The sequence below is a fragment of the Ruegeria sp. 6PALISEP08 genome (assembly GCF_001238295.1).
Taxonomy (GTDB): Bacteria; Pseudomonadota; Alphaproteobacteria; order Rhodobacterales; family Rhodobacteraceae; genus Ruegeria.
In genome coordinates, this window is record NZ_LGXZ01000001.1 from 456,703 (window position 1) to 468,325 (window position 11,623).

13 protein-coding genes are annotated in these 11,623 nt (G+C 56.6%); 12 read left to right on the plus strand and 1 reads right to left on the minus strand.

What is annotated here, in order from left to right; all coding sequences use genetic code 11:
* Position 1: 1 nt before the first annotated feature.
* The 10 genes from rseP (at position 2) to ALB80_RS02385 (ending at position 9,158) form a co-directional block, all read left to right on the plus strand.
* On the plus strand, positions 2–1,354 hold the full coding sequence (gene rseP / locus ALB80_RS02345) for an RIP metalloprotease RseP (RefSeq protein ID WP_050602395.1): 1,353 nt from the start codon (positions 2–4) through the stop codon (positions 1,352–1,354).
* Between the two features lie 81 nt (positions 1,355–1,435).
* Complete coding sequence (locus tag ALB80_RS22355) at positions 1,436–1,579, plus strand: hypothetical protein (protein WP_172677849.1); 144 nt, start codon at positions 1,436–1,438, stop codon at positions 1,577–1,579.
* Between the two features lie 128 nt (positions 1,580–1,707).
* Positions 1,708–4,068: an outer membrane protein assembly factor BamA gene (gene bamA, locus ALB80_RS02350; protein WP_050602396.1), complete on the plus strand. Its 2,361-nt coding sequence runs from the start codon at positions 1,708–1,710 to the stop codon at positions 4,066–4,068.
* 42 nt (positions 4,069–4,110) lie between these two features.
* A complete protein-coding gene (locus tag ALB80_RS02355; protein ID WP_253276801.1) occupies positions 4,111–4,653 on the plus strand; it encodes an OmpH family outer membrane protein in 543 nt (180 codons plus the stop codon).
* A 72-nt stretch (positions 4,654–4,725) separates the two neighbouring features.
* Positions 4,726–5,199, plus strand: a complete 474-nt coding sequence (fabZ, locus tag ALB80_RS02360) for a 3-hydroxyacyl-ACP dehydratase FabZ (RefSeq protein ID WP_050602398.1) — start codon at positions 4,726–4,728, stop codon at positions 5,197–5,199.
* On the plus strand, positions 5,196–5,981 hold the full coding sequence (lpxA, locus tag ALB80_RS02365; RefSeq protein WP_050602399.1) for an acyl-ACP--UDP-N-acetylglucosamine O-acyltransferase: 786 nt from the start codon (positions 5,196–5,198) through the stop codon (positions 5,979–5,981). The genes fabZ and lpxA overlap by 4 nt, the downstream gene beginning before the upstream one ends.
* A gap of 4 nt (positions 5,982–5,985) precedes the next feature.
* Positions 5,986–6,780 carry an LpxI family protein gene (locus tag ALB80_RS02370; RefSeq protein WP_050602400.1) on the plus strand — a complete coding sequence of 265 codons (795 nt, stop codon included), beginning with the start codon at positions 5,986–5,988 and terminating at the stop codon, positions 6,778–6,780.
* Positions 6,780–7,946 carry a lipid-A-disaccharide synthase gene (lpxB, locus tag ALB80_RS02375; RefSeq protein WP_050602401.1) on the plus strand — a complete coding sequence of 389 codons (1,167 nt, stop codon included), beginning with the start codon at positions 6,780–6,782 and terminating at the stop codon, positions 7,944–7,946. The genes ALB80_RS02370 and lpxB overlap by 1 nt, the downstream gene beginning before the upstream one ends.
* Complete coding sequence (locus ALB80_RS02380) at positions 7,939–8,514, plus strand: hypothetical protein (protein WP_050602402.1); 576 nt, start codon at positions 7,939–7,941, stop codon at positions 8,512–8,514. Before lpxB ends, ALB80_RS02380 begins: the two co-directional genes overlap by 8 nt.
* A gap of 98 nt (positions 8,515–8,612) precedes the next feature.
* Positions 8,613–9,158 carry a carboxymuconolactone decarboxylase family protein gene (locus ALB80_RS02385; protein ID WP_050602403.1) on the plus strand — a complete coding sequence of 182 codons (546 nt, stop codon included), beginning with the start codon at positions 8,613–8,615 and terminating at the stop codon, positions 9,156–9,158.
* Here the strand turns inward: ALB80_RS02385 and mnmA are convergent.
* Positions 9,155–10,300, minus strand: a complete 1,146-nt coding sequence (gene mnmA / locus ALB80_RS02390; protein ID WP_050602404.1) for a tRNA 2-thiouridine(34) synthase MnmA — start codon at positions 10,298–10,300, stop codon at positions 9,155–9,157. The genes ALB80_RS02385 and mnmA overlap by 4 nt on opposite strands.
* A 130-nt stretch (positions 10,301–10,430) precedes the next feature.
* Between mnmA and ALB80_RS02395 the strand changes: the two genes are divergently transcribed.
* Together ALB80_RS02395 and ctrA are read left to right on the plus strand one after the other, a co-directional pair.
* A complete protein-coding gene (locus tag ALB80_RS02395) occupies positions 10,431–10,724 on the plus strand; it encodes a DUF1153 domain-containing protein (protein ID WP_050602405.1) in 294 nt (97 codons plus the stop codon).
* 86 nt (positions 10,725–10,810) lie between these two features.
* Positions 10,811–11,527: a response regulator transcription factor CtrA gene (gene ctrA / locus ALB80_RS02400; RefSeq protein WP_050602406.1), complete on the plus strand. Its 717-nt coding sequence runs from the start codon at positions 10,811–10,813 to the stop codon at positions 11,525–11,527.
* The last annotated feature ends 96 nt before the right edge of the window (positions 11,528–11,623 follow it).

Consider the following 11,623-nt stretch of genomic DNA (forward strand, 5'->3'; position numbering starts at 1 on the left):
TTTGGACGTACTTTCTCTGATACCGCAATTTGGCAATCTTCTTTGGACGATTGTGGCTTTTGTCGTCGCGCTGTCGGTCATCGTGGCCGTGCATGAATACGGTCATTACATTGTCGGACGGTGGTCAGGCATCCATGCCGAGGTATTCTCGATCGGGTTCGGGCCAGTACTGTGGAGCCGTGTCGACAAGCGTGGCACCCGCTGGCAGATCGCCCTGCTACCGTTTGGCGGATATGTGAAATTCCTGGGCGACGCCAATGCCGCGTCGGGCAAGGATGAAGAGGCGATGGGTGAGATCGCGACCCAAAGCCCGGAAGAGTTGCGACGCACCATGCATGGGGCCCCACTTTGGGCGCGGGCTGCCACAGTGGCGGCTGGACCGGCGTTCAACTTCGCCATGTCCATTTTGGTCTTTGGTATGATCTTTTGGTCCCAGGGGGTATCGCGCGAGCCGTTGACCGTGGGTTCTCTGCAACCTCTGCCCGGGACGGTACAGGAACTACGGGAAGGGGATGTGATCACTGCAATCGCAGGCATCCCGACACCGGATTATGATGAAGAGGGTGCTTGGCAGGATTTCATCGATGCGCTGCCCGTGGAACCGGTTCTGAACTATACGGTAATCCGCGATGGCGAAACGATGGATGTTCAGGCCCCCTGGATGTTCCCGCCGCTGATCAGACAGGTGGCTCCGCGCAGTGCTGCCATGGATATCCAGCTTGAGCAGGGGGATGTCATCACCGCCGTGAACGGCGAGCCCATCTATGCCTTCGATCAGCTGAAGGACTTTGTCGAAAGCTCGGATGGAAAGGTTCTGTTGTTGGATGTTTGGCGGGAAGGGACGGACCTGGAGTTTGCTCTGGCCCCGCGCCGCACGGATGAACCGAAACCGGAAGGTGGTTTTATCACACATTGGCGGATCGGGATTGTCGGTGGCATGATGCTGGACCCCGCAACGGAACCCGCTGGCATCTACGATTCCCTGCGTGGTGGTTTCATTCAGACGGGTCGCATTATCGAAGGGTCTCTGTCTGGTATGTGGCATATGGTGACGGGTGCGATCAGTACCTGCAACATTTCCGGTCCGATTGGGATTGCCGAAACCTCGGGCGCGATGGCCAGCCAGGGGGCGCAGAACTTTATCTTCTTCATCGCTGTTCTCTCGACAGCTGTCGGCTTGCTGAACCTGTTCCCGATCCCAGCCTTGGACGGCGGTCATCTGGTGTTCTACGCCTATGAAGCTGTCGCCGGCAAACCACCCAGTGACAGAGCGCTTCGGATTCTCATGGCGCTTGGAATCACCTTTATCCTCTCGCTGATGGTTTTGTCGGTCAGTAACGATCTGTTCTGCTGATTGTGGCGCGCGGCGCAGAATTGGGCCGCATTCCCGCCTTATTTCACGGCTATAGTCTTTCGCGTTGAAAAGGGTATTGCCATGACCAAAGCGCTCAAAAAATCCTACCAGGGCTTCAGCTTTCTATTCCTGTTGAACTGGGATGTTTTTTTGAGTTTTGCGATGACCGCTCTGGCGCTGGCATGTGCAGCTTACTTAGCCGGTGTCTATCTGGCCGGATTGTGATTCTTACTTAAATCGACAACTCCCCCCGATCTGGCTGCGTGCCCGAGTGCTTCTATTTCGCCTTTTGACAAGCTCATTCAATCCCGTTACTCAGCATTAAAGACGTAAAATTCTGGGTAGAGCGCAAAATGACTGACAGGCGAGACGCGGGCACATCCTGCGGGGGGCAAATGCCGACAAACAATATTTTGTGGCAGGCGCTAACGGTTCTTTTCTTTTTTGTTGCAGCGAGTTTGACCGCATTTCCGAACGCTGCGCAGGCGCAGAACTTCACGATCAACTCCTTCCAGGTTGAGGGCAACCGCCGGATCGAAACCGGTACGATTATCGCCCGAACGGGAATCGAACCGGGCCAGACGGTCACAGCCGGACAGATCAATGACGCCTATCAGCGTTTGCTTGACAGTGGTGTATTTGAAACAGTTGACCTAACGCCAAGTGGCACGACTCTGGTCATCGAAGTTCAGGAATACCCCACGATCAACCAGATCAGCATCGAAGGAAACTCACGCGTCAAAGACGACGTTCTGCTCGACGTCATTCAATCCGAACCGCGCCGCGTATTTACCGCTCAGGTCGCTGAATCGGATGCAGACACTATAGCCGAAGTGTATTCGGCACAGGGCCGGGTGGCCGCAACTGTCATCCCTCGGATCATTCGCCGCAGTGATAACCGTGTCGATCTGGTTTTCGAAGTATCGGAAGGTACAACCATCGAAGTTGAGCGTGTCAGCTTTGTCGGCAACCGGGCCTTTTCGGATCGCCGTTTGCGCCGCGTTCTTGAGACCAAACAGGCGACATTCCTGCGGACTTTCTTCCGTAACGACACGTTTATCGGCGACCGCATCGAGTTCGACAAACAGGTCATCCGCGATTTCTACCTGTCGCGCGGCTATATCGATTTCCGTGTGAATAGTGCCAATGTCGAGTTTACCCGCGAGCGGGATGCATTCTTTCTGGTGATGAACGTTACCGAAGGTCAGAAATTCTCGTTCGGCAAAATCACGACGGTCAGCGAAATTCCGGGCATCAACGCCGCCGATTATCAAGATGCGCTGAAGATCAAACCGGGCGTGACCTATACGCCCACGCTGATTGAAAACTCGATCGCCCGCCAGGAACGTCTGGGCGTCAAGCAAGGCGTGGACTTTCTGCGGGTCGAGCCGCGTATCACGCGCAATGACCGCGACCTGACACTGGATGTGGAATTCGTACTGACAAAAGGTCCGCGCATCTTTGTTGAGCGGATCGATATCGAAGGCAACACCACCACGCTGGACCGCGTCATCCGCCGTCAGTTTGACACGGTAGAGGGCGACCCGTTCAACCCCCGCGAAATTCGTCAGGCTGCCGAACGGATCAATGCTTTGGGCTTCTTCGCCAACGCGGATGTCGAGCCGCGTGAAGGGTCGTCACCCAGCCAGGTGATCCTGGATGTGGATGTGGAAGAACAACCCACCGGTTCGCTCAGCCTGGGTGGTAGCTACTCGGTGACGGACGGTTTCGGGATCGCAATTGGTCTGAACGAATCCAACTTCCTGGGCCGTGGTCAGAACCTTGGTCTGACGATTTCGACCGCGCAGGATTCGGAGGAATACTCGATAAGCTTCACCGAGCCTTACCTGTTGGGCCGAAAACTGCGTTTTGACCTGGGTTTGGGTTTGTCGGGAACAAACTCGGGCTTTGCCAGCTATGACACCAGTTCTTTGTTCTTCACCCCACAGCTGACTTACGCCATTGGCGAACTTTCGTCACTGCGACTGCGTTATGGTTGGGATCGCAGCGAGATGACGCAGCAGGACAACGAGGTAAACGGCGCGGTGATCTCGTCAGAGATTGCACAGGGCAAGCGGACATCCAGCACTCTGGGACTGTCCTACGTGTATGACAGCAGGCGCGGTGGTCTGGATCCGAACTCGGGCATTCTGTTCGAAGTGGGTGTTGATGCGGCCGGTCTTGGCGGAGACAACAAGTTCTTCAAGACCACGGCGCGTGGTATTGCCCAAACCCGCGTTTGGAACGAAGAAGTTGTTTTGCGGGCCACGGTTGAGCTTGGTGCTTTGAACTGGACTGGCAATGATTTCAGCCGTACCGTCGACCGTTTCGTGTTGGGGCCCAATACCTTCCGCGGGTTTGAACCTGCCGGTATTGGCCCACGTGATTTGTCCAATGGTCAGGATGACGCTATCGGTGGCAACTACTATTGGGTTGCCCGGTTCGAAACCGATTTCCCGTTGGGTTTGCCCGAAGAGTTGGGGCTGCGCGGTGGCTTGTTCTATGATGTTGGCAACCTTTACAACATCGACAATGTGAACACTGCAGGTGCAACTATCGTCGGCGCAAATGGCTCGATCCGTCATGTGATTGGTATATCGGTTCTTTGGGAAACGCCTTTCGGACCGCTGCAGTTCAACTTTTCACAGCCCCTCAAGAAAGAATCTTTCGACAAGGAACAGAACTTTGACCTGACCATTCAGGCGCGGTTCTGATCGCAGATGCTGAACAAGCTCTTGATGATAGCACGGGGCCCAATGCGGGCCCTGTGTGTTTTTTCGGTCCTTTTTGGTGCTCCTGTCGCAAACGCACAGCAGCTGGGGGTGCCTCAGGCCAGTGTCGTCACGCTGTCCAGTGAGAAGCTGTTTTCGGATTCAGCGTTCGGTCAGCGCGTTCTACGTGAAGTCGAAACGGAAAGCGCTTTGCTGGCCGAAGAAAACGAACGGATCGTGGCTGAGCTCAGCCAGGAAGAAAAGGAACTGACAGAACAGCGAACATCCTTGCCGACCGAGGAGTTTCGCCCCCTGGCCGAGGCATTTGATGTCAAGGTTCAGTCACATCGCGAAGGCCAGCGCGCCAAACTGGATGCGTTGGCCCAGCGCAGCGAAAAAGCGCAACAGACTTTTTTTGAGATCGTCCGTCCCATCCTCGTAGACTTGCTGCGTGAATTTGGTGCAAGCGTGATGATCGAACGTTCCAATGTGGTCGTCAGCACGGCCGACATTACCGAGGCTGCAATTGCCCGTATCGATGCTGCAATCGGTGATGGCAGCGCGCTGCAAGAGGACAACGGCGAATAGGGCTGCTTGCCCTTGGATTGCCGTATTGCTAACCACGCGGAAAAGAAACATCCAAAACGGGATATCTGATCAATGACCACGGAAACCAAAAGCGCCGACATTCAGCTGATCCAGAGGATCCTGCCGCATCGTTATCCGTTTTTGCTGGTCGACAAGGTGGTTGACATCTCGGGCTATCAGTCGGCTCGTGGTATCAAGAATGTGACCATGAACGAACCGCATTTTCAGGGACATTTCCCGGGCACGCCGATCATGCCGGGCGTCACAATTGTCGAAGCCATGGCCCAGACCGCAGGTGTCATGCTGGGTGTTGGCATGGATGTCATCGATACTGAGCTGCTGATCTATTTCATGAGCATCGACAAGTGCAAGTTCCGTCGCAAGGTTGTGCCGGGTGACGTTCTTGAGATGCACGTCGAAACAGTCCGCGGCAAAAAGGGCGGCAAGCTTTTCAAGTTCAGCGGTCGGGCCACGGTTGAAGGCGAAGTGGCGGCTGAGGCCGAGTTTTCGGCCTATGTGGATTGGGACATGGAAAAAACAACATGAGCGGAATCCATCCCAGCGCAATTATCGAAGAGGGCGCTCAGATCGGGCAGGACTGCACCATCGGTCCGTTTTGCTACGTAGGTGCGCATGTCAAACTGGCGGATCGGGTCGAGCTGAAATCCCATGTGGTCGTGACCGGTGATACGTCGATTGGCGAAGATACTGTCATCTTCAATTTCTCGGTGATTGGTGAAATCCCGCAGGACTTGAAATTCGGTGGCGAAAACACCCGACTCGAAATCGGACAACGGAACCGTATTCGGGAACATGTCACTATCAATACCGGCACCGATGGTGGTGGCGGCGTGACGCGGATCGGGGACGATTGCCTGCTGATGGCGGGCGTTCACGTGGCCCATGACGTGCAGATCGGTAACCGTGTCATCATGGTCAACCATGCAGGTGCGGCTGGTCACTGTATCGTTGAAGACGATGTGATTGTCGGTGGCATCTCGGGCCTGCATCAATGGGTGCGAGTCGGGCGTGGCGCGATCATTGGTGCGCTGACCATGGTGCCCAAGGACGTTATTCCCTATGGCCTCGTGCAGGCATCACGTGGTGAGCTGGACGGCCTGAATCTAGTGGGTCTGAAACGAAAAGGCGTCTCGCGCGAGGATATCTCGGCGCTGCGCGCTGCGTTCAAGGAATTGTCTGAAGGCGATGGAACCTTCATGGACCGTGCCTCCCGGATCGGCGAAGGCAATGAAAGCGATTACGTGCAGCGGATCGTCGACTTTGTCACCGGGCACAGTGACCGCTCGTTCCTGACACCGGGGAAGTAAGCTTATGCTGGCGTTGATTGCGGGAACAGGGGCGCTGCCAACCGAAGTTGTGGCTCAGCTGACCGACCGACCTTTGATCTGCGCAATGGAAGGGTTTTTGCCTGACGATCTGAACGCAGATGTCGTGTTTCCGCTGGAGCAGTTGGGCAGCTTCATTGTTGATCTGAAAGCGCGAGGCGTGACCCAGATTTGTCTGGCCGGTGCCGTTCGGCGTCCGCCCATTGACCCAAGTCGCATTGACGCAGCGACCCTGCCATTGGTTCCGGTAATCCAAAAGGCGATCATGTCCGGCGATGACGGCGCTTTGCGTGCGGTCATCGGGATTCTTGAAAATGCAGGGCTGCAAATGCGTGCCGCGCACGAAATTGCGCCCGGTTTGCTTCCGCCTCTGGGGTGCCTGACGGATACGCAGCCGTCCGAGGCCGACATGGCCGATGCCGACCGTGCTGCTGGTATTCTGCGTGCAATGGGGGCTGCGGATACAGGGCAAGCCTGCGCTGTATTAAATGGCCAGGCTCTGGCGATTGAAGGAATTTTTGGCACCGCCTGGATGCTGCAATCTCTGACACAACGACCGGATGCGGGCGGAGGTATTCTGTTCAAAGGGCCCAAACCCGATCAGGACCGGCGCGCCGACTTGCCTGCCGTAGGACCCGATACCGTCAGCGACGCGGTCGCGGCTGGGTTGACCGGGATCGTATTGGAAAAAGGCGGTGTGCTTGTGTTGCGGCAAGAGCAGGTCATCGCCGAGTGCAACCGTCTGGGTCTGTTTCTGTACATCCGCGAGCGGGCGGTCTGATGCGTGTCTTTCTGGTCGCCGGTGAACCCTCGGGCGACCGGCTGGGCGGCGCGTTGATGGAGGGGCTGAAGACTCTGATCCCCGATGTTGAATTTGACGGGATCGGTGGCCCGCTGATGGAGGCGCAGGGTCTGACCAGCCGGTTTCCCATGTCGGAACTCTCGGTCATGGGCCTTGTAGAAGTTCTGCCAAAGTTCTTCCATCTTAAGCGCCGGATATCTGAAACGGCGCAGGCCGTGCTGGACACGAAGCCGGATGTGTTGATCACCATCGACAGCCCGGATTTCAGTCTGCGTGTTGCCAAGATCGTTAAGGCCGCAAGCAACATCCGCACGGTTCACTACGTCGCCCCGAGTGTCTGGGCCTGGCGACCGGGACGGGCCGACAAGATGGCCAAGGTTATTGACCATGTGCTGGCGCTGCTTCCTTTTGAGCCGCCGTACATGGAGCGGGCAGGGATGGAGTGCGACTTTGTCGGCCATCCTGTGGCCAGTGAACCGATTGCCACCCCGGAAGAGATTGCAGCATTTCGAAGCAGTTTTGATCTGGGCGACGCGCCGATCCTTCTGGCCTTGCCCGGGTCACGTCGGGGCGAGATCGAACGATTGGCGGGCGCGTTCGGCGGGGCATTGCAGTTGTTTATGGAAGACCATGCAGATTATCGTGTGGTGATCCCGACTGTAGGCGCGACAACCGATCTTATCAAAGAACGGGTGGCGGACTGGCCCGGACGCCCGGTTGTGCTGGACCCGCGTCACGAAGGTGCGGATCAGGCGCTGGCCTATAAGCGCGCAGCCTTCGGCGTCGCCGATTTGGCGCTTGCGGCGTCGGGGACAGTGTCGCTGGAGCTTGCAGCTCAGAACACGCCGATGGTCATTGCCTACAAACTCAACTGGCTGACGCAGAAGATGGCAGAACGGATGGTCAAACTGGACACTGTGACCCTGGTCAACTTGGTGTCAGATACGCGTGCAGTGCCGGAATGTCTGCTGGATGATTGCCAACCCGCAAAGATTGCTGACGCCTTGCGCAATGTGGTCAACGCCCCGGACGCGCAACAGCATGCCATGAGCCTGACCATGGAAAGATTGGGTCGAGGTGGCGAAGACCCCGGCTTGCGTGCAGCGCGGGCCGTACTGGACAGAATGCAGGTCGACTATGCTTGATCATGCGCTGTTCGCGGTGTCTGCCGGAATCGCGGTGATCTCCACCAATCTCGACAATCTGGCAGTCTTGTTGGGCCTGATTTTGGTCATGGAACAACGCCGCGCCATCATTGGCTTTGCGGTCGCCCAGACACTTGTTCTGACCTTGGCGATGACCGTGGCACTTGGCCTGAACCAAAGCGGTATTCCGTTCTGGATCGGATATCTGGGCATCGTGCCCCTGGTTTTTGGGTTGCGCGGCATCTGGAAGCAGTATCGCAACGTTGAAGCGCGTGAAGCGGAGTCCAAAGGGGCCGTGACCTCGGTGGTGACGCTTTTCCTGAGCCTCTCGATCGACAGTTTTGCGGTTATGACGCCTCTGCTTGCAGACTCGGCACCAACTTATCGCGTTGCTGCGCTGGTTGGCGCTGTTGCGGCAGCCACCGCACTTGTTGCTGTCGCGGCCTGGGGTGCGCCTCGCGCCAAGAGCCTCGGTCCCCGTGTCGCCCGCTTGGATCGGATCGCCCCATATATCATGGTCTGTGTAGGTCTCTATATTCTCTTCAACTCGCCCACGGATATTGTGTGATCGGCAGGAGACACGTCGTGTCTCGTCTATGTGATCTCTAAACGGCTGTTGTAGAGGCAACGGCCTAGGGTATCTTGGCCAAAAAAAGGAGCTTTGCCATGACTCGCATTCCCCCATTGTCGGATCACGAGATGACTGAAGAGGCGCGCGCGTCCCATGCAGCGTTGGGCACATATGGCCCGTTCGACAACTGGGCCCGCGTCGCGGCCTATTGCCCTCCGGTTCTGGAGCATGTGACGGGAATGCTGACGACCTTGCGCGAACAGCAGAACCTACCGCGGCGAGCGCTGGAACTGGCGATGGTGACGGTATCGAAGCTCAACGCCTGCGATTATTGCGTTTCACATCACACACCGCTGCTGACCGTCGCAGGCCTGAGCCCAGAAGGCGCCGCGCGTCTGCCGGACGTTGAGAATCATCCAGAACTGGACGCCTGTGATAAAGCCGTGGTGCGCTATGCCGAGGCTGTGACGTCACGATCCGGCCGTATGCGGGACGCCGAAGTGTCTGACCTGCGGGAGTGGTTCACGGACGCGCAAATCGTTGAGCTGACCTGGCGCATCGCTTTGTGCGGTGCCTTCAACCGCTTCAACGATGCGCTTCAGATCCAGATCGAAACCGAGGTTGAACCGGTTTCGGCTTAGTATCCACGCCAGATCCAGCCGCCGCCAAAGATGCGGCCGCCTTCACCTGTATAGAACACACAGGCCTGACCCGGTGAAATACCTTCCTCGGGCGTTAGCAGCTCGACCTCGGCTGTGGTGTCCGACAGCGGGCGGATAATTGCTTCACGCGGGGGGCGGGTCGAGCGGACCTTGACCTTCAGGTGCCATTCATCGCGCGAGGTGAAGGGTTCATCACCCAGCCAGTTGATCTCGCGCACCGGAACGACACGCGTGGCCAGCATCTCTTTGGGGCCGACAACAACCTGTTTCTTGTCGACGTCCAGCTTAACGACGTACAGTGGCTCAGTCAGGCCGCCGATGCCAAGACCGCGCCGCTGCCCGATAGTGTAGTGAATCACCCCATTATGCTGCGCCAGAACACGGCCGTCGGCGTGAACGATCTCACCGGGTTCTGCCGCACCCGGGCGCAGTTTTTCAATCACGCTGGCATAATTGCCGTTGGGCACGAAGCAAATGTCCTGACTGTCGGGCTTGTCGGCCACGGACAACCCGTATTGCGCCGCCATCTCACGCGTTGCGTCTTTTGACGGCAGGTGGCCCAGAGGGAAACGCAGGAAATCCAACTGCTCCGGCGTGGTCGAAAACAGGAAGTAGGATTGATCGCGGTTCGCATCCTCGGCGCTATGCAGCTCGGGTCCGTTGGGGCCCATCTTGCGCTGGATATAGTGGCCGGTGGCCATGCAGTCGGCCTCAAGATCCTTGGCGGTTTCCAGAAGATCCTTGAACTTCACCCGTTCATTGCAGCGAATGCACGGCACAGGGGTTGCACCGGCCAGATAGCTGTCGGCGAATTCGTCGATCACGGCGTCTTTGAAGATGTTCTCATAGTCCAGAACATAATGCGGAAAGCCGCGCTCTTCAGCCACGCGGCGGGCATCGTGGATATCGATCCCGGCGCAGCACGCGCCTTTCTTGGCCAGGGCTGCGCCGTGGTCATAAAGCTGCAGCGTAACACCCACGACGTCATAGCCCTGATCAGCCAGATAAGCCGCCACAACAGAGCTGTCGACGCCACCCGACATCGCAACAACCACCCGCGTTTCCGAGGGTGGCTTTGCAAAACCAAGCGAGTTCAGCGGAGTCTCGGTATCGAGGGCCATGAGCAGTTCCGTTTCGGGTTAAAGAAGACTGCCGGAATATAAGAAAATTCTACACATTCTCAAGGGGCGGTTTCACGCGGTCTTAAGTAGCCTGATGTCAGCTGTGATGCAGTAAGAAAAGGGTTGAAAGATGTTTTTGCACAAAGTTGAAGGCCCTCGGTCAGTGACACTCCCCGACGGCTCCATACTGACACGCGCAGATCTACCGCCTGCGGATACTCGGCGTTGGGTGGCTTCGCGCAAGATTCTGGTCGTGCGTGGAGTGCTTTACGGCCTGATCAGCTTGTCCGACGTAAAAAAGAATTACGATATCAGCGATGAAGAATTCAACGGTTGGGTGTCCCTTGTTGCAGAGCATGGGGTCGAGGCGTTAAAGGCCACCGCGCTAAAAAAATATCGACAACCTAGGGGAGAGTGTGAATAAATGATTCAACGGTAACGTCAGATTAACCATTCTTGTTCAGGTTTAATTTTAATTTGAATTGTTGACCCGAATTGGAGCAGTAAGAAATGCGCATACTTCTTGTCGAGGATGATCCGACTACGTCGAAAAGCATTGAATTGATGCTGACACACGCGAACCTGAACGTCTATGCAACGGATCTTGGCGAAGAAGGCATCGATCTGGCGAAGTTGTACGATTACGATCTTATATTGCTGGATCTGAACCTGCCGGACATGAACGGGCATGAGGTGCTGCGCCAGTTGCGCATCGCACGGGTTGAAACACCGATCCTGATCCTGTCAGGGGCCGATGACACGGAAAGCAAGATCAAAGGCTTTGGCTTTGGCGCAGATGATTACCTGACCAAACCCTTCCATCGCGAAGAACTGGTGGCGCGTATTCATGCCATTATCCGTCGGTCGAAAGGACATTCGCAGTCTATTATCCATACCGGTCGTGTTGCGGTTAATCTGGATGCCAAAACCGTGGAAGTGGATGGAAAGACTGTTCACCTGACCGGCAAGGAATATCAGATGCTTGAACTGCTCAGCTTGCGCAAGGGCACGACCCTCACAAAAGAGATGTTCCTGAATCACCTCTACGGCGGCATGGATGAACCCGAACTGAAGATCATCGACGTGTTCATCTGTAAACTGCGCAAAAAGCTCAGCAATGCGACTGGCGGCGAGAACTATATCGAAACCGTCTGGGGGCGTGGGTATGTGCTGCGCGACCCGCAAAGCAACACTCTGGACGAGACGCGAATGGCTGTCGGCCTCTGATTTGAAACACCTGTGCCGCTGGTGGTCCAGGGCGGCACTTTGCACTCACGGCTCAGCACGTCTGGACCTGGCCATGGCCTCGCCCTATCACTGAGG